This window comes from Flindersiella endophytica (assembly GCF_054779015.1).
In genome coordinates, this window is record NZ_BAAGYY010000024.1 from 447,394 (window position 1) to 469,221 (window position 21,828).

The following is a 21,828-nucleotide window of genomic DNA, read 5'->3' on the forward strand; positions in this document are numbered from 1 at the left end:
AAAACCCCTCGGCCCGAGGTGGGCAGCGAGGGGAGCGCGCTGGCATTGGTTCGTCCGCGAGGGACTCAGCCGGCGCGCTTTCGAAGTACGAGAATCTGCGAACGCACGAGGCTACGGTCCCGGATGGGCGCCCATGAGTCAAGCCCGCGAGACGCCCATCTCACCATCTGAACCAATGGCGCGACCTCACGCTGCCCGAAGTAGCTCGAGGATCTCGTCCAGTTTCCGGCCATGCTCGTCGAGCGTGGACGTGTGCTTCTCGAGCGTGGACGTGTGCTCGTCCTGCGTTCGTTCGATGCGCTCGAGCGCGACGGAGTGCTGGTTCAGCCTTCGCTCCACGCGTCCCAGCCGCTCGCGGACGTCCACGAGCGTCTCGCTGTGCGCATCGAGGTCTTCCTCGAGCTTCGTCACACGCTTGTCGAGCTTTGCCATGGTGATCGCCATCGTAGGCTCCTTCCTCCCTCCCCCGCGGTCGCGAGGATGGTGCGATCGAACAGGAGAGTTTCTACCACCCGGTTTCGACGGAGTGCTCCTGCGCGATCACGGTTTGTCATAACTTGACCTTGGTGCGATGAACGTGAGGAGCTTCCGCAGCCGCCCGCCGAACTCGGCGAGCTGGTTGCGCTGGTCCTGGAACCGCAGCTCGTGCTCCCGCTGCACCTCGACGCTCTGCTCGTGCAGCAGCCCGTGCAGCCGCAGCGTCGCCCGGTCGCCGTCCTGCAGCTCCTCCAGCTTGTGCAGCCGCTCCTCCAGCGCATCGCACCGCGACTCGAGATCGGCAGGCATGGTCATGCGACTTCCCCATTTCTCCCCATCGAACGGGATGGCCAGAACGGCCGGAATCCCTTATGAACAAGGAGATTTGTAGCAGCGCGCCCGACCCCGCGTCACTTTCGTCAGACCAGCTCGGGCGTGTCGTCCGTGGGTGCCGGCGCCGGGTCGTCGTCGAAGGCGGGGAGGCCGTCGATGCTGGTGCGGTTCTTCTTCCGGCGGTAGTCCACGCGGCCCTCGACGCCCTTGCGGTCCATGTGCGGCGGCAGCAGGTCGCGCTCGCCCTCGTAGGACATGAGCGGTACGCCGTAGCCGCAGGAATCCGACACCCGCTCGACGTCGACCACGATGACGGCGCGGGCGCCGCGGTGCTCCGTGAAGTGCCCGAGCAGCGATTCGTACTCCGGCTCGTACATCGACACCACGCGACCACGGCCGTGCAGGCGCACGACGTTCGGCGGCCCGGTGAAGGCGCAGAACATCAGCGTGATCCGCCCGTTCCCCGGCTCCCGGAGGTGCGCGATCGTCTCCGCGCCCGACGCGGTGATGTCGAGATACGCGACCCGGTGCTCCCCCAAAATGGCGAACGTCCCGCCGATTCCTTTCGGCGAGACGTTCACCCGCCCGGAACCCGACAGGGGCGCCGTGGCGACGAAGAAGACCTGCTGTGCCTCGATGAACGACCGCAGCCGTCCATCTATCCGTTCATGTAACTTGCCCACAGTGAGCCGACCGTACAGCCGGTTCCGGGCAAATGCTCAACCGCAGACCGCGCCCTGAGACGCCGACCCCACGAGCTTGGTGTACTTGCCGAGCACGCCACGGCTGTACTGCGGCGGCAGCGGCTGCCAGTCGGCCCGGCGCTTGTCCAGCTCCGAGTCGTCCACCAGCAGGTCCAGCGTGCGGCTGTCGACGTCGAGCCGGATCCGGTCGCCGTCACGGATGAAGGCGATCGGGCCACCGTCGACCGCCTCCGGCGCGACGTGTCCGACGCACAGGCCCGTCGTACCACCGGAGAAGCGCCCGTCGGTCAGCAACAGGACGTCCTTGCCCAGCCCGGCGCCCTTGATCGCGCCGGTGATCGCGAGCATCTCGCGCATGCCCGGCCCGCCCTTCGGGCCCTCGTAACGGATCACCACGACGTCGCCGGACTGGATCGTGCCGTTCTCCAGCGCGTCCAGCGCCGCCCGCTCGCGCTCGAAGACCCGCGCGGTGCCCTCGAACACCGCCTCGTCGAAGCCGGCGCTCTTCACCACCGCGCCGTCCGGCGCCAGCGAGCCGGACAGGATCGTGAGGCCGCCCGTCTTGTGGATCGGCTCCTTCATCGCGCGGATGATCACGCCGTCGACGTCCGGCGGGTCGATGTCGGCGAGGTTCTCGGCCATCGTCTTGCCGGTCACCGTCATGCAGTCGCCGTTCAGCAGCCCGGCCTCTAGCAGTGCCTTCAGCACCACCGGGATGCCACCGACCCGGTCGACGTCGGCCATGACGTACTGGCCGAACGGCTTCAGGTCGCCCAGGTGCGGCACCTTCGCGCCGATCCGCGTGAAATCGTCCAGGGTCAGGTCGACCTCGGCCTCGCGCGCGATCGCCAGCAGGTGCAACACCGCGTTGGTCGAGCCGCCGAGCGCCATCACCGCGGCGATGGCGTTCTCGAACGCCGGCTTGGTCATGATCTGCCGTGCCGTGAGTCCCAGCCGCAGCATCTCGACGACCGCCTCACCGGAACGCCGCGCGATCCCGTCCCGGCGACGGTCGACCGCCGGCGGCGCCGACGAGCCCGGCAGCGCCATCCCGAGCGCCTCGGCCGCCGTCGCCATGGTGTTCGCGGTGTACATGCCGCCGCACGCGCCCTCACCTGGGCAGATCGCGCGTTCGATCTCGTCGACCTTCTCGCGGGAGATCAGCCCGCGCGCGCAGGCACCCACGGCCTCGAACGCGTCGATGATCGTGACGTCGCGGCCGTCGACCTTGCCGGGCAGGATCGAGCCGGCGTAGACGAACACCGACGCCAGATCGAGCCGCGCGGCGGCCATCAGCATGCCGGGCAGGCTCTTGTCGCAGCCGGCCAGCAGCACCGAACCGTCCAGGCGCTCGGCCTCCATCACCGTCTCGACCGAGTCGGCGATGATCTCGCGCGACACCAGCGAGAAGTGCATGCCGACGTGCCCCATCGAGATGCCGTCGGACACCGAGATCGTGCCGAACTCCAGGGGGTAGCCGCCGGCGGCGTGCACGCCGTCCTTGGCGGCCTTGGCGAGCCGGTCGAGCGAGAGGTTGCAGGGCGTGATCTCGTTCCACGAGGACGCTACGCCGATCTGCGGCTTCTCCCAGTCCTCGTCACCCATGCCGACGGCGCGGAGCATGCCGCGTGCCGCGGTCTTCTCCAGTCCATCGGTCACCTCACGGCTGCGCGGCTTCAGATCTGCCATCGTTCTCGCGTCCTCGTCCAGGTGTGTACGTCTGCCGAAGGCTCACTGTACGACTGCCGCTCGAACTCCGGACGCCGCGTCCGGAGTTCGGTCACGTCCACTCCGCGCCCGGGTGCCTACGTCCGAACGAACCTTGTTGTGGGGAAGGCCGAGATCCTCGGCGAGTGGACACGGCGTGGTCTTTTGAGGCTATCGCCCTATGCTTCCGGGATGGCTCGGTCGAACGCAGAGGCAACCGCCTGGCGGGAACGGCTCCACGCTTTGCCGTCCGCCGCGCGGCGAGGGATCAGGATCACGCCGAACCGGATCGGTGTCGGCCTGATCACGCTCGTCTCTGCCGTGGCCTACTCCCTGCTGGGCCTGGTCAACCTCCGCAACTTCCGGGCTTCGACGTTCGACCTGGTGATCTTCGATCAGGCGGTACGCGGCTATGCGCACTTCGGCGCGCCGACGACTCCGGCGCGCGGCGCCTTCCTCGGCCAGGGGCCGGACTTCCTGCAGCTCGCCGACCACTTCTCGCCGATTCTGGCCGTACTGGCGCCGTTGTACTGGATCCATGACAGTCCGTCGACGCTGATCGTCGCGCAGTCGGTGCTGTTCGCGCTCGCGATACCGCCGCTGTGGATCTATACCCAGCGCAAGCTGGGCACCGCGCCCGCGTACCTCGTCGTCATCATGTACGCCACGTCGGCGGCGGTCGCGCAGGCGGCCGGGTTCGACTTCCACGAGGTGGCGTTCGTCCCCGTCCTGACGGCGGTGCTGGTCGAACGCTTCGACGCCGGCAAACCGCTCGCCGGCTCACTCGCCGGCTTCGGGCTGCTGCTCGTGAAGGAAGATCTCGGCCTGCTGATCATCGGATTCGGCTGCTACCTGCTGTTGACCCGCCGGTTCCGTTACGGTGTGGGCTTCGTGCTGGGCGGCATCGTTGCCATCGGGGTGACGCGGGGCGTCCTGATTCCCGCGTTCGGCGGTGATCCCGCGACGTTCTGGGCCTACAACCACCTCGGCAGGAACGTGCCCGAAGTGCTGCACACCATGGTCACCGACCCTGGCCGCGTGCTCAGCAATCTCGTCACGCCGCAAGAGAAACTTGACACCATGCTCGGCATGGTGAAGCCGCTGCTGTTCCTCTGCCTGCTGTCGCCGCTGATCCTGCCCGCGCTGCCGATGATCCTCGAACGCATGCTGTCCGACCGGCCGTACTGGTGGGCGGCCGACTTCCAGTACGACGCGTTCGTCATCGTCATCCTGATCTGCGCGGCAGTCGACGCGGTCGCACGCATCCAGCGGTGGTGGGACCGGCGGCGCGAGCCGCGGCGCGCCTTACGTCCGATCGCGTTCGGATGGGCGGCGATCGTCTGCGTCATCTCGTTGTTCCTCGTCAAGGACAACTACCTCGGAAAGCTGTTCAGTCCGGACTTCTACCGGGGTGGTCCGGAGGTCGCCGCCGCGAGGGAAGCAGCCGACCACGTTCCTGACGGAGTCACGGTCGACGCCTACAACACAGTCGGCCCTGCTCTGACCGGACGCACGACGGTGCTGTTGTGGGAGCCGAAGTTCCATGACGTGCCGTGGGTGGTCGCCAACACCGAGCGGATCCACTACCCCTGGAACTCCGTCGAGGACCAGGCCAAACGCGTCCCCGAGCTCGTCGCCATGGGCTATCGGATCGTCTACGAGAACGAAGGCTTCGTCGTCCTCCACCGGCCGACCGGACAGTAGGGTCTCAGACCGCGGACTCGGCCAGGAACCTACGGGCCGCCTCGACGTCGACGAGCTCCGAAAGCAGCGGGAGGTCGAGATCCTCCAGGATCGCCAGGCTTCGCTCCCAGTGCGCCCTGGCCGCATCGATCCGGCCGAGCGCACGTTGGGCCCGGGCGATCCCGTCGTGCGCGCGAGCACGATCCTCCGGCTGGTCGACCTCCTCAGCGGCTCGCCTGGCCTCCTCGTGATCCGCGAGCGCCTCCGTGCAGCGCCCGAGCGCCTGCTTCGCCTTGCCGCAGCCGAGCAGCCCTTCGATCTGGTAGTTGCGGTCGCCGATCTCGAGAGCGCGCTTCAGGACCTGTTCGAAGTGCTCCAGCGCCCGGCCAGGCTGGTCGACCGTGAGCTGGACGTCGCCCAGGCCGCACAGGGCTCCGAGCTCGCCGGGCCGGTCACCGCATGCCGCCGCGGTGTCCAGTGCCGACTCGAACAGCGGAGTCGCCTGGTCGTACGAATGCTGAGTCAGCCGGATGCGGGCCAGCCCGAGCAGTGCCCGCAACACGCCGCCGTGGTCCGCGATCTCCCGCGCGATGACCAGGGCCTGCTCGTAGCAGTCAGCGGCGGAGTCGGGCATCCCGCGCCAGCGACAAGCACTGCCCAGCCCCAGCAGCGCGCCGAGCTCGCCGCCGCGGTCGCGGATCCGCCGCGCGACCGCGAGCGCGTGCTCGAAGCAGCCGGCTGCCGCTTCGTACCGGCCACGAAGCGCGTGCAGGTTGCCGAGCGCGTCCGTCGCATCCCGCTCCCCCACACCGAAGCCGAGCTCGTCGGCGAACGCCAGCGCCCGCTCGAAGCATTCGGTCGCCGAGGCGTAGTGGCCGAGCCCGCGGTGGGCGTGTCCGAGCGCGATCAGCGCCTCGGCCTCCGCCTGGCGGTCGCCGAGTCGGTGAGCATGCCGCACTGCCCTTGTGTGCAAGGGCTCGGACTCCGAGTAGTACCCGCGGACCCGGAGATGCCAGAACAGCGCCGACGCCAGCCGGATGGCGTCCGCCGGCCGGTCGCGGTCGGAGGCTTCCGCGGCCGCCGCGAGCAGGTTCCCCAGCTGCGACTCCAGCCAGGCGGTGGCATCCCTCGCACCGGAGAAGGCCGGGACGGGTGCGGGCGGCTCGATCCGAGGCAGGCGCTCCGCGCGGTACGGGTAGATCGTGGCCACCGCCGCCGACGACGTGCGGACGTAGTGGTCGAACAGCCTCGCCAAAGCTTCGGACTGCTCGGGCTCCGGCTCCTGCTCGGCGCACAACCGCACCGCATAAGCACGAATCAGGTCGTGGAAGCGGTAGCGGTCAGGCGTGCCCTGCTGGAGCAGGTGGTGTCGAGCAGATGGCCGAGCAGACGGTCTGCTCGCTGTTCTGATATCCCGGCCAGTGCAGCGAGGGCACCGACGTCGATGTCCGCGCTCGGAAACAGCCCGAGCAGGCGGAAGGCCCGCCGCTGCTCCTCGTCGAGTTGCTCGTACGACAGGCGGAACGAGGCCGCCACCGAACGTTCCCCGGCTTCCAGCTCGGCCAGCCGGCCCTGCTGCTGCCGCAGCCGATCGCCGAGCTGCGCCACGGTCCAGCCTGGCCGATGTCGCAGCCGCGCGGCGGCGAGCTGGATCGCCAGCGGTAGCCGGCCACAGAGCTCGACGACCTCCGCGACCAGCGAGCGGTCCGCCGGAGTGACCTGCCTGCCGCTGCCCACAGCGTCGGCGAACAGGTCGACCGCGTCGGGCAGTGGCAGCTCGGCCAGGAACACCGCCTGGGCGTCGTCCAGCCCGGCCAGCTGCCGGCGGCTGGTGATCAGGGTCAGGCAACCGGGTGTCCCGGGCAGCAGCTGGCGAACCTGCGCCTCGGAAGCCGCGTTGTCGAGCACGATCAGCATCCGCTTGCCGGCCAGCGTGGTCCGCCACAGCGCCGCCCGCTCGTCGAGCTCCGCGGGCACGCGCTCGCTGGGTACGCCCGCCGAACGGAGCAGGCTGCCGAGCGCCCTTCCCGGACCGAACGGCGGCACGCCCTCGGTATGCCCATGGAGGTCCAGGAAGATCTGCCCGTCGGGATAGTCCGGCGCCAGGAGGTGCGCCGCCTGGACGGCGAGCGCCGTCTTCCCGATGCCGGCCATGCCGCTGATCGTCGTGATCGTGACGGTCTCCCGCGAGCGGCCGGCCACCTCACCGGACAACCGGCGCAGGCCGGCCAGCTCGGCGTGCCGTCCGGCGAACCACGCGGCCGTACGCGGGAGCTCGGCCGGTCGTACGAACGTCGTCCCGGCGGGTACGGCGGTCACGGCGTTCGATGCCCGCGTTCCCGTCGTGCCCTGACTCGCGGCGCCGGACCGGACGTGCTGGTAAAGCAGCTGCAGCTGCTCGCCAGGCTCGGCCTGCAGCTCCTCCTCGATCACCTGGGAGGCGCGCTGGAACGCGGCCAGCGCCTCGGCCTGCCGGCCGGCCTGGTGCAGGGCCTGGACGAGGAGCGCCCACAACGGCTCCCGCAGCGGAAACCGATGGGTGGCGGTCTCGAGCTCGGGCACCAGGTCCTCGGGCCGGCCGAGCGCGAGCCGGGCGGTCAGGGATCCCTCGAACGCGGTCGTCCGAAGCTCCTCCAGCCGCAGTGCCTCCGTGCGCAGCGACGCCGGCAGCGACAGCCCTTCCAGTACGAGGTCGCCGTGCCACAGCCCCAGCGCTCGGCCGAACCGTTCCGCGGCGACCGCGGGCTCGCCATCGTCAGCCGCCCGGGCCGCGCGGACGACGGTGTCCTCGAACACCGCGGCGTCGAGCTCGCCCGGCTCGACGCGCAAGAGATACCGGCCGGGCTGGGTCTCGATCCGGGTGCGTTCGCGGGTGCCGTCGTGAAGTTGCCGGCGCAGGTCGGAGACGTAGCTGTAGAGGTTCTGCACCGCGGACGCCGGTGGACGCGCGCCCCACAGCCAGTCGACGATCCGCTCGGTGGTGACGGACCGGTTGGCGTTGACGAGCAAACCAGCGAGCAGCAACCTCTGCTTACGCCGGACCAGTGGGCGCGCCTGCCCACGTTCGGACCGCACTTCCAGCGGCCCCAGGATGCGAAAGTCCACGCCAAGCCGCCCCACAGCTCGTAACTGGACAACTCGCCGACTCTAACACCGGCGGCGGACCGGACAGCTCGGTCGGACAATTCCGATCCGCACCACCTACACGTCCGTGTGTGGCCGCTTGTCAAGCCGCCTGGAGCACGCTGAGCTCGCCAGGTTTCTTCAGAGGCGAGAGGAGGCGATCGGTGGACGCGAGCTTCGGGCTGCTCGGCCCCATCGGTGTACGGCTGGGCGGTGGCTTCCACCAGGTCAGCGGGTCACATGTCCGCGGGCTGCTGGCCGCGCTGCTGCTCAGGGCCAACCTCGTCGTTCCGCAGCCGGACCTGATCGTCGACCTCTGGTCCGGTGCTCCCGTCTCGGCGACCGACAACCTGCGCAAGTTCGCCATGCGCCTGCGCAGGCAGCTGACGTCGGTCGACAGCCGGCTCCCGGGACGGCTCGTCACGTTCCGGGGAGGTGGCTACTCCATCCAGCTGGCGGCCGAGGAGCTCGACCTGTTCCGGTTCCGGGAGGCGTGGACGAACGGCCGGGTCGAGCTCGTCGCCGGCCGGTTCCACGACGCTCTCGTCCAGCTCAATGCCGCGATCGGGCTCTGGCGCGGACCGGCCGGGGTCGGCGCACCCACCGGCGGGCAGCTCGCCGTCCGCCTCTACGGGCTCAACCAGGAGTACGTCGCGGCCAAGGAGGACCTGCTGGCGACCCGGCTCGCCGTCGGGGACACCGTGGGCCTGGCCGACCAGCTGAGCGCGCACGTCGGGGTGTTTCCCACCCGCGAACGGGCGTTCCGCCTCCTGCTGGTCAGCCAGTACCGCACCGGCCAGATCTCGGAGGCGCTGGCCACGTACGGCATCGCGCGAACCCGCCTGATCGAGGAGCTCGGCGTGGAACCCGGCGAGTCTCTGAGGGAGCTGCACCTGGCCGCGCTCAACCGCCACGACACGGTCCTCTTCGACAACCGCCGGTTGTTCGAGGAGTCGCGTTCGGCGCCCGCCAGGGTGCCGGTATGACGGCGCTTCAGTAGGCGCCGGTGACGATGTTGGTCAGCGGCTCGCCTGCGACGTAGCGGCCGAGCTGCTCCGCCACCAGCCGCCGGCCGCGGGGGACGAACGCCGAGGTGTTGCCACCGACGTGCGGGCTGATCAGGACGCCGGGCGCGGTCCACAGCGGATGGCCGGCCGGCAGCGGCTCCGGATCGGTCACGTCGAGGGCGGCCAGGATGCGCCGCCTGCCGAGCTCGGCCACCAGCGCGTCGGTGTCGACGATCGGGCCGCGGGCGATGTTGACGAACAGCGCGCCTTCCTTCATCGACGCGAGGAACTTCGCGTCGACCATGCCCTTGGTCTCGGTGGTGTTGGGCAGCAGCATCACCACGACGTCGGCCTGCGGCAGCAGCGCCGGGAGCTCGTCGACTCCGTGCACGCCGGCGTCCGGCCGCGCGCGCCGGGCCACTCGTACGACCGAGCACTCGTTCGGCAGCAGCCGCCGCTCCAGCGCCTCACCGATCGAGCCGTAGCCCACGATCAGCACCTGCTTGTCGGCAAGCGACTGCCGGCGGTCGTTCAGCCTCCACTCACCGCGATCCTGCGATCGTACGAAGTCGGGAAACCCTCGCAGCGCCGCCAGGATCAGACCCACGCCGAGCTCGGCCGTGCTGGCGTCGTGCACGCCGCGGGCGTTGCAGAGCAGCACGCCGTCGGGCAGGTACGGCTTGACGTTCTCGACGCCGGCCGTCAACGTCTGCACGACCCGCAGCTTCGACATCTGCCGGATCACCTCGAGCGTGTGCACACCGGCCATGTACGGAGGGACGTAGAACTCGACCTCGGAGATCGACGCCGGCGGCTCGGAGTCACCGTCGTAGACGTCGACGGCGATGCCGCCGGGCAGCCCGTCGTAGACGGCAGGTGACTCGGGCAGCCATACGCGTGCGTCAACCATCGGCCGGATCTTCTCCTCGATATCGCTTGATGTAGGCCCCGAAGTCCCAATTCTGCAAGAACTCCTCGCCGGCGTGGCACCCGGTCGACATCAGCATGTCCTGCTCCTCGTCGGAGATGCCGAAATCGACGGCCGAGATGGCATCGGTGTCGACGAAGATCGTCCGCGCCCGGATCGCGGGATTTTCCAACGCCAGCGCGTCGTGCGCCTGCACCATCGTCTCGAACACCGACTTGCCAAGCGACAAGGCGCCCTTGATCGGCTCGGACGAGATCGGGAGGTCGGCCGGCGACAGCCGCACGCCGAACGTCGGCCAGCGCGGCGGTGTCCTGTCCTGCCGGTCGAAGATCGTGATGGGGTAGTTCGACAGCAGCCCACCGTCGACCAGCGTGCTCCGGCCGTGCTCGGCACCTGCCTGCAGCGTCACCGGCTCGAAGAAGAACGGAATGGACGCCGACGCGCGGACGGCGAGCGCGACCGGCAGCTCGTCGGGCTCGAGGCCGTAGTCGCCGCAGTCCCAGGGGAACCGGATCATCCGCTGCCGGGACAGGTCGCTGACGATGACGACCAGGCCGTACCGTTTCTCCGCAGGCAGGTCGGAGCCGGGATCGTCGGGCAGCCGCAGGTCGCCGAACCTGCGTACGCCGAACTCGCCGAGCACGTTCTCCAGCCACCGCCGGAGGTATTCCCCCTCGTAGACGCCGTCGTCGAGCAGCACCGACAAGCCGTCGACCAGCGGGCCGAGCCCGACGCCGGCCATCACCGAGCCGATCCGGCCGCGGTCGCGGAACTTGCGGTAGTCGATGGTGCGAGCGATGTCTTCCAGCCGGTCGTACGATTCGCCGGCATGGTTGAGCGCGGCGATCAGGCACGCCACGATCGCACCTGCCGAGGTGCCCGCCGTTCGCTGGAAGCGATAGCCGGCCTCCGCCAGCGCCGTCACCGCGCCGACCAGGCCGAGGCCCTTCACCCCGCCGCCCTCGAGAACCAGATCGGCGTTACGAGACTCTGGTTTTCGATCGGTTTTCATGTTTCGACTCTAGTCTGGTCACTTCGCCCCGCTGTGCCGAAGGAGACACCGTGAGACTGGCGTCGATGCTCTTCACAGTGGTCGTCCTGCTCGCCGGATGCTCCGGGCAGACGACCGATCAGCCGCCGCCCGGACCACGGACGACGCCGGAGCCGTCGCCGACGTTCTCCCGTTCACCAGGGTCGTCGGCCGCGCCGGAGCCGGCGGTGGCGGGCACGATCGCGTCCCGGTTGACCACGCCGTGGGGACTGCTGTTCCTGCCTGACGGGACCGCGCTGCTGTCCGAGCGCGACACCGGGAAGGTCAAGCGGGTAACCGCTTCCGGTCAGGTCTCGGAGGTCGGCACCGTGCCGGATGTGGAGCCCGGCGGTGAGGGCGGGCTGCTGGGGCTCGCGTTCAAGGACAACGTGCTGTACGCCTACTTCACCGCGTCCGACGACAACCGGATCGTGAAGATGGGGTACACGCCGTCGTCCGGTGGAGGCGGTGGGCTCGGCGAGCCCGAGGTGATCCTCGACGGCCTGCCGAGCGCGGGGAACCACAACGGCGGCCGGATGGTCTTCGGCCCGGACGGCTACCTGTACGTCACCGCCGGCGAGGCCGGTAACCCGCCGCTCGCACAGGACCTCGACTCGCTGGGCGGGAAGATCCTGCGGATCACGACCTCGGGTGACCCCGCTCCTGGTAACCCGTTCGACAACTCGCCGGTGTGGAGCTACGGGCACCGCAACCCGCAGGGACTGGCGTTCGACCCGCAGGGCCGGCTGTGGGCCGCGGAGTTCGGCCAGGACACCTGGGACGAGATCAACCTGATCGAACCCGGCAAGAACTACGGCTGGCCGGAGGTCGAGGGCAAGGCCGGCACCGCGGGCGGCAAGTACGTCGACCCGCTGGCGGTGTGGCCGACGTCCGACGCGTCGCCGTCCGGCATCGCGTACGCCGGCGGCGCGATCTGGATGGCCTCGCTGCGCGGCGCCCGGCTGTGGCGGATCGAGGTCGACGGTGAGCAGGTCGTGGGCGAGCCGAAGGCGTACTTCGAGGGCGACTACGGCCGGCTGCGTACGGTCGTGCCCGCGCCGGACGGCTCGCTGTGGCTGACGACCAGCAACACCGACGGCCGGGGTGAGGAGTACCGCCGGCCCGACGACGACAGGATTCTCCGCGTCGCGCTGTCGTGAGCGTTGTCCAGCGAGGATCCGGGGTAGGAGGCAGTGCGTCATGAGAGGTATGAGGCCCGTGATCACACTCCTGCTCGCCGCGCTGGTCGGCGCGGGCGGTGTCGCGTGCAGCGACGAAGGCGATCAGCCCACGGCGAGTCCGAGCGCGTCGGAGACGGAGACTCCGACGCGCACGCCGAGCCCGTCGGCCACTCGCACGGCCACTCCCTCTTCCACACCCATACCCACACCCACGCCCACAGCCGTCGCCAAGCCGAAGTTGACGCCGCGCGTCGCGGGAACGATCGCGACCGGGCTGCAGACGCCGTGGGACGTCGTCTTCCTGCCCGACGGCACCGCACTGGTGTCCGACCGCGACTCCGGACGGCTCAACCGCATCGGCACCGACGGCAGGGTGAGCCGCGCCGGAACGGTCCCGGGCGTCAGCCACCGCAACGAGGCCGGGTTCCTCGGGCTGTCACTTTCGCCTTCGTACGAAAAGGATCGGCTGCTCTACGCCTACATCTCCACAGCGTCCGACAACCGCGTGATCCGGATGCGCTACGACGGCTCGGGGCTGGGCGCGCCGAAGGTCGTGCTGTCGGGGATCCCGCGCAGCTCGGAAGGCCGCCACAACGGCGGCCGCCTGCGCTTCGGCCGCGACGGCTACCTCTACGTCAGCACCGGCGACGGGCAGACCTCCAGCCGCGCGCAGGACAAGCAGTCGCTGGGCGGGAAGATCCTGCGGATCACTGTGGGCGGGAAACCCGCGCCCGGCAACCCGTTCGGCAACGAGGTCTGGAGCTTCGGCCACCGCAACGTCGAAGGCCTCCTGTTCGACGCCGCGGGCCGCTTGTGGGCAAGCGAGTTCGGCGACAAGGGAGCCGACGAGCTCAACCTCATCAAGCGCGGCGGCAACTACGGCTGGCCCGCCATCGAGGGCAAGGGCGGCACGTCGCGCGGCTTCGTCGACCCCGTGGAGACGTGGGACATCGAGGACTGCTCACCATCGGGGATCGCCATGACCGACGGCGCGATCTGGATGGCGGCCCTGCGCGGGCAACGCCTGTGGCGAATCCGCGTCTCCGGCACCCGCGCTGTGGGCGAGCCGAAGGCCTACTTCACCAAGAAGTACGGCCGCCTCCGCACCATCGCCAACGCCCCAGACGGATCTCTGTGGCTGTTCACCAACAACACCGACGGACGCATCGAGCCACGCTCCGGAGACGACCGCATCCTCAGGCTCACGCTGAGCTGAACAGCTGCCCGGCGGCAGCGTTCGAAGAGCTCCGGCAAGAAAGAACGGTCCGGCCACGCGAATGTGACCGGACCGTGCAGCTTGCGCGTGCTCAGCCGAGCTTGCTGAGAATCAGCTCGCGGACCTTGCCGGCGTCGGCTTGGCCGCGCATCTCCTTCATCACCGCGCCGATCAGGGCGCCGGCCGCCGCCACCTTGCCGCCGCGGATCTTGTCGGCGACGTCGGGGTTGGCTTCGATCGCGCGGTCGACTGCCGCGCCGAGCGCGGAGTCGTCGGAGACGACTTCGAGGCCGCGCTTGGTGACGACCTCCTCCGGGGAACCCTCGCCGGCCAGTACACCGTCGAACACCTGGCGCGCCAGCTTGTCGTTGACCCGTCCGGAGTCGACCAGGGCCTGGATCTCCGCGACGACCGCCGGGGTGATCGGCAGCTCGTCGAGCTCGACGCCGGTCTCGTTGGCCTTGCGGGCCAGCTCACCGAGCCACCACTTGCGCGCGGCAGCCGCCGTGGTGCCCACGGAGACCGTCGCCTCGACGAGGTGGAGGGCGCCGGCGTTCACGATGTCGGCGAACTCCTTCTCGGAGAAGCCCCACGCCTCGAACAGCCGCTTGCGGTGGGCGGCCGGCGGCTCGGGCAGCGTCATGCGCAGCTCGTCGACCCACTCGCGCGCCGGCGCGATCGGCACCAGGTCGGGCTCGGGGAAGTAGCGGTAGTCCTCCGCCTGCTCCTTCGAGCGTCCCGACGTCGTGATGCCGGTGTCCTCGTGCCAGTGCCGCGTCTCCTGGATCACGCGGTCGCCGGAGGCCAGCAGCGCCGCCTGCCGCTGGATCTCGTACCGCACCGCCCGCTCGACCGACCGCAGCGAGTTGACGTTCTTGGTCTCGGTGCGCAGGCCGTACTCCACCTGCCCGTGCGGCCGCAGCGACACGTTGGCGTCGCAGCGCAACGAGCCCTGCTCCATGCGTACGTCGGAAACGCCGAGCGCCCGCACGAGGTCGCGCAGCTGACCGACGTAGGCCCGGGCCACCTGCGGCGCCAGCGCACCCGTCCCCTCGATCGGCTTGGTGACGATCTCGATCAGCGGGATGCCGGCGCGGTTGTAGTCGACCAGGGAGTAGTCCGCACCTTGGATCCGGCCGGAAAGCCCCACGTGGGTGGACTTTCCGGTGTCCTCCTCCATGTGGGCCCGCTCGATCCCGATGGTGTAGACCTTGCCCTCGACCTCGACGTCGATCGACCCGTTGAACGCGATCGGCTCGTCGTACTGGCTGGTCTGGAAGTTCTTCGGCATGTCGGGGTAGAAGTAGTTCTTCCGCGCGAAGCGGCACCACTCGGCGATGTCGCAGCCGAGCGCGAGGCCGATCCGGATCGCGGACTCCACGGCCTTGCCGTTGACCGCGGGCAGCGCGCCGGGCAGGCCGAGGCAGACCGGGCACACCTGCGTGTTGGGCGGCGCGCCGAACTCCGTCGGGCAGCCGCAGAACATCTTCGAAAGCGTCGACAGCTCGACGTGAACCTCGAGCCCGAGGACCGGATCGAAGCGCTCCAGCGCCTCGTCGTAGGACATCAGGTCGGCGATCACCGTCATTCGCCGGCCCCCTTGCCAGGCAGGTCGATGTCGATCAGCTTGTCGTCGGCGGCGACGGCGCGCAGCTTGCGGATCCCGATCAGCAGGCTGGTCACGGCACCCGCCAGCAGGATGACGCCGTCGACCTGCTCGAGCCGGTCGCCTTCCTTGCGCGTCTTGTTGAGCGTCCGCAACGCGACGACCAGCGCGACGATGCGGGCGAGAACGACGAACAGGTCCTTGTTCTTCATCAGATCCTTGCTCACAGCTCCGGTGCCTCCTCCAGCAGTGGGTGCCCCCAGCGCCCGACCAGCGCGGTCTCGACCGCGGCGCCGACGCGATAGAGCCGGTCGTCGGCCAGCGGAGGCGCCATCACGTGCAGTCCGACCGGCAGCCCGTCCTCGGGTGCCAGCCCGCACGGGAACGACGCCGAGGCGTTGCCGGCGAGGTTGGACGGGATCGTGCACAGGTCGTTCTTGTACATCGCCAGCGGGTCGTCGACCCGCTCTCCCAGCTTGAACGCCGTGGTCGGCGTGGTCGGCGACACCAGCACGTCGCACTTGGTGAACGCCTGCTCGAAGTCGCGCTGGATCAGCGTGCGGACCTTCTGCGCCTGGCCGTAGTAGGCGTCGTAGTAGCCACTCGAGAGGGCGTACGTGCCGATGATGATCCGGCGCTTCACCTCCGGGCCGAAGCCGGCCTCACGGGTCAGCGCCATCACTTCCTCGGCGCTGCGGCTGCCGTCGTCGCTGACGCGGAGGCCGTAACGCATGCCGTCGAACTTCGCGAGGTTGGACGAGCACTCGCTCGGCAGGATCAGGTAGTAGGCCGACAGGCCGTACTCGAAGTGCGGGCACGACACCTCCACGACCTCGGCACCGAGCTCGGTGAGCAGCTCGACGGTCTCGCGGAAGCGCTGCTCGACGCCGGGCTGGTAGCCCTCGCCGCCGAGCTCCTTCACCACGCCGATCCGCATGCCCCTGACATCGCCGTGCCGGGCCGCCGCGACGATCGCCGGCACCGGCTGGTTGATCGAGGTGGAGTCCATCGGGTCGTGGCCGGCGATCGCCTCGTGGAGGTAGGCCGCGTCGAGGACGGTACGCGCGCACGGGCCGGGCTGGTCCAGGCTGGACGCCAGCGCGACCAGGCCGTACCGCGAGGTGCCGCCGTAGGTCGGCTTCACGCCGACCGTCCCGGTGACCGCGGCGGGTTGCCGGATCGAGCCGCCGGTGTCGGTGCCGATCGCGAGCGGAGCTTCGTACGCCGCCAGCGACGCCGCCGAGCCGCCGCCCGACCCGCCGGGGATGCGCGTGGTGTCCCACGGGTTGCCGGTCGGGCCGTACGCGGAGTTCTCGGTCGAGCTGCCCATGGCGAACTCGTCCATGTTGGTCTTGCCGAGGATCACCAGGTCGGCCGCGCGCAGGCGCTTGACGACGGTCGAGTCGTAGGGCGGCTTCCAGCCCTCAAGGACCTTCGAGCCGCAGGTGGTCGGTACGCCCTCCATGGCGAGGACGTCCTTCAGCGCGAGCGGCACACCGGCCAGCGGGCCGAGCTGCTCGCCGGCCTTGCGCTTCTCGTCGACGACGGCCGCGGCGGCGAGCGCGCCCTCGGTGTCGAGGTGGAGGAACGCGTGGACCTTGTCGTCGACCTTCGCGATCCGGTCGAGGTGGGCCTGGGCGGCCTCGACGGCGGAGACCTCGCCGTCACGGATCAGGCCGGCGAGCTCACTGGCGGACTTCCTGATGAGGTCGGTCATGATCTGCCTACGCCTCCTCGTCGAGAATCCGCGGGACCCGGAACCGCTGGCTCTCCACCGCCGGCGCGGCCGCGAGCGCCTGCTCCGGCGTGAGGCCCGGGCGGGTCTCGTCCGGGCGGAAGACGTTGGTCAGCGGCAGCGCGTGCGAAGTGGGCGGAATGTCGGCCGCGGCCACATCGCTCACCTTGGCAACCGCATCCAGGATCTGGGCGAGCTGAGGCGCCAGGTGGTCCAGCTCGGCGTCGGTCAAGTCGATCCGGGCCAAGCGGGCCAGGTGCGCTACCTCGTCGCGGGTAATCGCGGGCACTTGGAGAGGTTTCCTTTGCTGTTGATCGGCGTCCCGCAATCCTATGGCGTCCGCCCCGCGAGCCGCCGCCCACCGTGGAGCGCGCGCCCGGCGAACGCCTCCGGCGGGGCCTCGGGGGGCGAATCGGGCCGAAACCGCAAGCTGTCTCGCGTGCCAGTGAACAGATGGCCGCCGCAGGCGGCACAATCAAAGCGTGCACCTGCTACGCATCGTCCTGCCCGACCAGCCCGGCATGCTGGGCGCGGTCGCTTCCGCGCTCGGCAAGGTCAACGGCGACATCGTCGCCGTCGACGTGGTGGAGCGGCAAGGTAACGGACACGCCGTCGACGACTTCCTGGTCGAGCTGCCGCTCGGCGGCCGGGCCGACGAGCTGGTCTCGGCATGCCAGTCCGTTCCGGACGTACGCGTCGTGTGGCTGTCCCGCTACGGCGCCGGCTCCGACCTGCGCCGCGACCTCGAGGCGGTCGAGGCGATGACCGCCGACCCCGGCCAGGCCGAGCGGGTCCTGGTCGACCTCGCGCCGGGCGTGTTCCGGGGCAACTGGGCGATGCTGCTGCGCCGTCCCAGCGAGTCCGGGCACGAAGGTCCGGTCGAGGTGCGCTACGCCACCTCCGCCGCTCCCGACCTGCCAGGCGGGGACGCGCCGTGGGTTCCGGTCGCCAAACCCACCCGGCTGGAGGTGCCCACGGAGTGGGAGGAGCACGGCTGGCGGCACGTGGCGGCGGCCGCCGTGCCGGCGGGCGGCAAGCAGGTCCTGGTGCTGGGCCGCACCGGCGGGCCGCCGATTCTGGAGTCGGAGCTGGCCCGGCTGGGTCACCTGGCGTCACTGGCTCGCACGATCAAACGCTCGACAAGAGGCGTCTGAGTACGTCTACTTAGGTAGCCGCCCTGAGTACCCACTCCCGTTGTGCTCAGGCGGACTTGAGTACGCGCCCGGATTCGGTACGACCCCGGATTCGGCCAAGCTTGTGCCCAAGAGCTTTACGGATGAGGTTTCCCGGCGGGTCGCGCCGAAGCAGGGAAACCTCCACAAGGTTCGACGGTCCGCGAGCGCAACACAAATCTCCGACGGGGCGGTACCGAAGAACCCTCAGCGGCCGGGTGACAGGACAAGGGGGCTGTCACCCGGCCGCTGATCATTTGCCCGCTCTTTTGCCCGGGCTTTCCGCCGGTCGTCACTGAGCGTTCTCACGCGTACTCAGGGATCGGCGCGGCCGAATAGGGGAAATCTGAGTAAGAGACCCGAGGCGCGGGCATTCCCGAATCAGGAAAGCTCGTTGTCAGGAGCTTTCCGAACGAGGTCTTCCACGGGTCGCCCCACGTTGGAGAGGCCTCAGCCGGGTTCACCACTCCGCGAAGCGCAGCACAAGACTCCGACGGGGCGGAGCTGGTGAACTTCGAGCGGCCGGCCGGCGGTCCGAGAGACCCGCCCGGCCGGCCGCCGGTGTGTTCGGCGGAGATCCGGCAGATTTCCTGATCATGAGCTGGCCGTTCGACGCATCCGAACCCTTCGTGACGGCGGAACGCGCAGTCCTCGCCAACCGTGACCGGCGCGGGCTGATCGCGGAGGCCGACACCCTGCCACCGCTGATGATCGGAACGTTCCAGGGCGCGGCGTACGAGCGCCTGCTGTCCCGGGCCGGGGTCGATCCCGCGCACGAGCCGGGCAAGCCGCCGGGCGGCATCGCCTCCCGGACCATGCATGCGACCGGCTCGCTGGGCGGGCGTCCGGTCCGGGTGGTGCGGTTCAGCGTCGGCGGGCCGATGGTGGGGATCACGCTGGAGCTGGCGATCGCTCGTGGCGTACGCGACATCCTGGTCGTGGGCTCGTCCGGAGGGCTGCAGCCGGACCTGCCGCTCGGCAGCACGGTCGTGGTGGACGGGGTGGACCCGATCGGACGGCAGGACGGCACGTCGCACCACTACCTGCCGGCGGGCGAGGCCGCGCTGGCCGATCCGGAGCTGACGGCAGCGCTGGAGGATGCGTCGGCCGCGCGCGGCGTAACCCCGCGGCGTGGACGGGCGTGGACCACCGACGCGCCGTACCGGACCGCCACCGACGGCTTGCGACAGCAGGTCGAGGCCGGGACCCTGGTCGTCGAGATGGAGGCGGCGGCACTGTTCGCCGTGGCCCGCCTGCGCGGCGCCCGAGCCGGGCTGATCGTCACGGTGTCCGACACGCTGGTCGGGCAGTGGGAGCCAGGCTTCGGCAAGCCTGCCTACCTCGACGCCCTGACCCGGGCCGCCGACGTCGTCGCCGACGTGGCCGAGTCCCTGGCGAGCTGAAGCCCACCGCCGCACCTGCCGGCACCCGTGCCCACACCCGGCATCGCCGATGACATCACCGAATTCCGGGCGCCACCAACCACACGGCGAGGCCTCCCGCGCCCACCTGCCCGCATCCCCGGCGACGGCCGAGTCACCGGCGAGCTGAAGCCCACCGCCACCCATGCCCACACCCCAGGCATCGCCGGTCACATCACCGAAGCCCCGGGCGCCACCAACCACGCCGCCACGCCTCTCGCGACCGCACTGCCCGCCCGCCGGGGACGTAGCCGGCCAGGAGGTGCCACACGTGCACATCCACGTGGTCGCGCGGTTCGGCGGAGACGAGCTGGACGAGCTCGCCGCGCGGATCGCGACCGGGCTCGGCTAGTCGGCCTTCTCGTCTGCCGCCTTGCTGTCTGTCTTCTCCGTCTTGTCCGCCTTCTCCGGCTCCTCCGGCACGGTGGCGACCTCGCGTGCGGCGTCCGGGCCGTCGTCGAGGAGGGTGCGGAAGCCGGCTTCGTCGAGGATGGGTACGCCGAGTTGGAGGGCTTTGTCGTATTTCGAGCCGGCGTTGTCGCCCGCCACCACGAACGCGGTCTTCTTCGAGACCGAGCCGGAGGCCTTGCCGCCGCGGGCCTGGATGGCCTCGGTGGCTTGGTCGCGGGACCATTCCTCCAGGCTGCCGGTCACCACGATGGTCAGGCCCTCCAGTGGCTTCGGCCCGGTGTCGGTGACCTCTTCGCGCATCCGGACGCCCGCCGCGCGCCACTTCTCGACGATCTCGCGGTGCCAGTCGACGCCGAACCACTCGACGACGGCGGCCGCGATCGTCGGGCCCACACCGTCGACGGCGGCGAGCTCCTCTTCCGAGGCCGCCGCGATCCGGTCGAGGTCGCCGAACGTACGCGCGAGGTCCTGCGCGGCAGTCGGCCCCACGTGCCGGATCGACAGCGCGACCAGGATCCGCCACAGCGGCCGCTGCTTGGCCGCCTCCAGGTTGATCAGCAGCCCGTGCGCGTTGGCCGACAGCTCGCCGTCCTTCTTGCGGAAGTATTCCGACTGCTTCAGATCCTCTGCCGTCAGCGCGAACAGGTCGCCCTCGTCGTGGATCAGACCGCTGTCGAGCAAGGCGGTCGCGGACTTGTAGCCGAGCACCTCGATGTCGAGCGCGCTGCGGCTCCCGAGGTAGAACAGCCGCTCGCTCAGCTGCGCCGGGCACGACCGGGAGTTGGGGCAGCGCAGGTCGACGTCGCTCTCCTTCTCCGGACGCAAAGCCGTGTCGCACGCCGGGCACAGCGTCGGCATCACGAACTCCTCCTCGGAGCCCGTACGCAGGTCGACCACCGGCCCGACGATCTCGGGGATCACGTCGCCGGCCTTGCGCAACACGACGGTGTCACCGACCAGCACGCCCTTGCGCTTGACCTCCTGCGCGTTGTGCAGCGTCGCCCGCTCGACGGTCGACCCGGCCACCACCACCGGCTGCATCACGCCGAACGGGGTAACCCGCCCGGTTCGCCCGACGCCGACGTGGATCGCCAGCAGCTTGGTCATCACCTCTTCGGGCGGGAACTTGTAGGCGATCGCCCAGCGCGGCGCCCGCGAGGTGGAGCCGAGCTGCCGCTGCAGCGTGATCTGGTCGACCTTCACCACGGCACCGTCGATCTCGTACGGCAGGCTGTGCCGCTTCTCGCCGCACTCCTGGATGTAGGCCTCGACCTCTTTCAGGCTGTGGACCAGCTTGTACTGGTCGCCGACCGGGATGCCCCAGTCCGCCAGCACGGCGTAGGCCTCGGACTGCCGCGACGACTGCCAGCCCGTCACCTTGCCGAGCCCGTGTGCCCGAAAGCGCAGCTTGCGGCTGGCCGTGACGCGCGGGTCCTTCTGCCGCAGCGAGCCGGCCGCGGAGTTGCGCGGGTTGGCGAACGGCGCCTTGCCGGCCTCGACCAGCGAGGCGTTCAGCGCCTGGAAGTCTTCGGTGTGGAAATAGACCTCGCCGCGCACCTCGAGGAACCCCGGTAGCTCGTCGCGGTTGCCGGTGAGCCTGGTCGGCACGGAGTCGATCGTGCGGACGTTGAGCGTGATGTCCTCGCCCGTACGCCCGTCACCGCGGGTGGCCGCCCGGACGAGCGACCCGTGTTCGTAGACCAGCGAGACCGCGAGCCCGTCCATCTTCTGCTCGCAGAGGTAGTCGGCGCCCTCACCGACCTCGCGCAGCACCCGGTCGCCCCACGCCGCCAGCTCCTCGGCCGTGAACGCGTTGTCGAGCGACATCATCCGCTCGGGATGGTCGACCGGCTTGAAGTCGGTCGACCACGCGCCACCGACCTTCTGCGTCGGCGAGTCGGGCGTGACGAGCTCGGGGTAGCGCTCCTCCAGCGCGCGCAGCTCCCGCATCAACTTGTCGTATTCGGCGTCCGAGACGGTCGGACGGTCGAGGACGTGATAGCGGTAGTTGTGCTCGGTGAGCTCCTGGGCGAGCTCGGCGTGTCGTTCACGCTCACTGGCGGGTACACCCGCGACATCGGTGCTGCTCATAAC

At 69.9% G+C, this 21,828-nt stretch carries 20 protein-coding genes; 7 read left to right on the forward strand and 13 right to left on the reverse strand.

Annotated elements, in window-relative coordinates; translation table 11 throughout:
* Positions 1–186 precede the first annotated feature (186 nt).
* The 4 genes from ACYVF6_RS29885 to ilvD form a co-directional block, all read right to left on the reverse strand.
* Positions 187–444, reverse strand: coding sequence for a hypothetical protein (locus ACYVF6_RS29885; protein WP_460525953.1), 258 nt, complete (start codon positions 442–444; stop codon positions 187–189).
* A 96-nt stretch (positions 445–540) separates the two neighbouring features.
* A complete protein-coding gene (locus ACYVF6_RS29890; RefSeq protein ID WP_460525954.1) occupies positions 541–792 on the reverse strand; it encodes a hypothetical protein in 252 nt (83 codons plus the stop codon).
* Positions 793–896: 104 nt separating this feature from the next.
* The gene (locus ACYVF6_RS29895) at positions 897–1,493 is read right to left on the reverse strand and encodes a pyridoxamine 5'-phosphate oxidase family protein (protein ID WP_460525955.1); all 597 of its coding nucleotides are present in this window, start codon (positions 1,491–1,493) and stop codon (positions 897–899) included.
* Between the two features lie 36 nt (positions 1,494–1,529).
* A complete protein-coding gene (gene ilvD, locus ACYVF6_RS29900) occupies positions 1,530–3,203 on the reverse strand; it encodes a dihydroxy-acid dehydratase (RefSeq protein ID WP_460525956.1) in 1,674 nt (557 codons plus the stop codon).
* A 210-nt stretch (positions 3,204–3,413) separates the two neighbouring features.
* On the opposite strand from ilvD, the gene ACYVF6_RS29905 reads away from it, so the two are divergent.
* On the forward strand, positions 3,414–4,925 hold the full coding sequence (locus tag ACYVF6_RS29905) for a DUF2079 domain-containing protein (protein ID WP_460525957.1): 1,512 nt from the start codon (positions 3,414–3,416) through the stop codon (positions 4,923–4,925).
* 4 nt (positions 4,926–4,929) lie between these two features.
* On the opposite strand, the gene ACYVF6_RS29910 is transcribed toward ACYVF6_RS29905, so the two are convergent.
* Positions 4,930–6,207 carry a tetratricopeptide repeat protein gene (locus ACYVF6_RS29910; RefSeq protein ID WP_460525958.1) on the reverse strand — a complete coding sequence of 426 codons (1,278 nt, stop codon included), beginning with the start codon at positions 6,205–6,207 and terminating at the stop codon, positions 4,930–4,932.
* 14 nt (positions 6,208–6,221) lie between these two features.
* Positions 6,222–8,009, reverse strand: a complete 1,788-nt coding sequence (locus tag ACYVF6_RS29915; protein WP_460525959.1) for an AfsR/SARP family transcriptional regulator — start codon at positions 8,007–8,009, stop codon at positions 6,222–6,224.
* 182 nt (positions 8,010–8,191) lie between these two features.
* On the opposite strand from ACYVF6_RS29915, the gene ACYVF6_RS29920 reads away from it, so the two are divergent.
* Positions 8,192–9,013, forward strand: a complete 822-nt coding sequence (locus tag ACYVF6_RS29920) for an AfsR/SARP family transcriptional regulator (protein WP_460525961.1) — start codon at positions 8,192–8,194, stop codon at positions 9,011–9,013.
* A 7-nt stretch (positions 9,014–9,020) separates the two neighbouring features.
* On the opposite strand, the gene ACYVF6_RS29925 is transcribed toward ACYVF6_RS29920, so the two are convergent.
* Positions 9,021–9,944: a 2-hydroxyacid dehydrogenase gene (locus tag ACYVF6_RS29925; protein ID WP_460525962.1), complete on the reverse strand. Its 924-nt coding sequence runs from the start codon at positions 9,942–9,944 to the stop codon at positions 9,021–9,023.
* Positions 9,937–10,974 carry a patatin-like phospholipase family protein gene (locus ACYVF6_RS29930; protein ID WP_460525963.1) on the reverse strand — a complete coding sequence of 346 codons (1,038 nt, stop codon included), beginning with the start codon at positions 10,972–10,974 and terminating at the stop codon, positions 9,937–9,939. The genes ACYVF6_RS29925 and ACYVF6_RS29930 overlap by 8 nt, the downstream gene beginning before the upstream one ends.
* 50 nt (positions 10,975–11,024) lie before the next feature.
* Here ACYVF6_RS29930 and ACYVF6_RS29935 point away from each other — a divergent pair, with 50 nt between their 5' ends.
* On the forward strand, positions 11,025–12,152 hold the full coding sequence (locus ACYVF6_RS29935; RefSeq protein WP_460525964.1) for a PQQ-dependent sugar dehydrogenase: 1,128 nt from the start codon (positions 11,025–11,027) through the stop codon (positions 12,150–12,152).
* 40 nt (positions 12,153–12,192) lie between these two features.
* The gene (locus tag ACYVF6_RS29940; RefSeq protein WP_460525966.1) at positions 12,193–13,389 is read left to right on the forward strand and encodes a PQQ-dependent sugar dehydrogenase; all 1,197 of its coding nucleotides are present in this window, start codon (positions 12,193–12,195) and stop codon (positions 13,387–13,389) included.
* Positions 13,390–13,480: 91 nt separating this feature from the next.
* On the opposite strand, the gene gatB is transcribed toward ACYVF6_RS29940, so the two are convergent.
* The 4 genes from gatB to gatC are packed head-to-tail and all read right to left on the reverse strand — an operon-like array spanning position 13,481 to position 17,019.
* Positions 13,481–14,977 (reverse strand): Asp-tRNA(Asn)/Glu-tRNA(Gln) amidotransferase subunit GatB, encoded by a 1,497-nt coding sequence (gene gatB / locus ACYVF6_RS29945; protein WP_460525967.1) that lies wholly within the window; start codon positions 14,975–14,977, stop codon positions 13,481–13,483.
* Complete coding sequence (locus ACYVF6_RS29950; protein ID WP_460525969.1) at positions 14,974–15,222, reverse strand: hypothetical protein; 249 nt, start codon at positions 15,220–15,222, stop codon at positions 14,974–14,976. Before ACYVF6_RS29950 ends, gatB begins: the two co-directional genes overlap by 4 nt.
* On the reverse strand, positions 15,219–16,712 hold the full coding sequence (gatA, locus tag ACYVF6_RS29955; RefSeq protein ID WP_460525970.1) for an Asp-tRNA(Asn)/Glu-tRNA(Gln) amidotransferase subunit GatA: 1,494 nt from the start codon (positions 16,710–16,712) through the stop codon (positions 15,219–15,221). Before gatA ends, ACYVF6_RS29950 begins: the two co-directional genes overlap by 4 nt.
* 7 nt (positions 16,713–16,719) lie before the next feature.
* Entirely contained in the window at positions 16,720–17,019 is a 300-nt protein-coding gene (gatC, locus tag ACYVF6_RS29960) for an Asp-tRNA(Asn)/Glu-tRNA(Gln) amidotransferase subunit GatC (protein WP_460525971.1), read from the reverse strand.
* A 193-nt stretch (positions 17,020–17,212) separates the two neighbouring features.
* Here gatC and ACYVF6_RS29965 point away from each other — a divergent pair, with 193 nt between their 5' ends.
* The 3 genes from ACYVF6_RS29965 (at position 17,213) to ACYVF6_RS29975 (ending at position 19,675) form a co-directional block, all read left to right on the forward strand.
* A complete protein-coding gene (locus ACYVF6_RS29965) occupies positions 17,213–17,884 on the forward strand; it encodes an ACT domain-containing protein (RefSeq protein ID WP_460525972.1) in 672 nt (223 codons plus the stop codon).
* A gap of 614 nt (positions 17,885–18,498) precedes the next feature.
* Complete coding sequence (locus tag ACYVF6_RS29970) at positions 18,499–19,305, forward strand: nucleoside phosphorylase-I family protein (protein ID WP_460525973.1); 807 nt, start codon at positions 18,499–18,501, stop codon at positions 19,303–19,305.
* 163 nt (positions 19,306–19,468) lie between these two features.
* Entirely contained in the window at positions 19,469–19,675 is a 207-nt protein-coding gene (locus ACYVF6_RS29975) for an HIT domain-containing protein (RefSeq protein ID WP_460525974.1), read from the forward strand.
* Here ACYVF6_RS29975 and ligA read toward each other — a convergent pair.
* Positions 19,672–21,825 (reverse strand): NAD-dependent DNA ligase LigA, encoded by a 2,154-nt coding sequence (ligA, locus tag ACYVF6_RS29980; protein ID WP_460525976.1) that lies wholly within the window; start codon positions 21,823–21,825, stop codon positions 19,672–19,674. The genes ACYVF6_RS29975 and ligA overlap by 4 nt on opposite strands.
* Positions 21,826–21,828 lie beyond the last annotated feature (3 nt).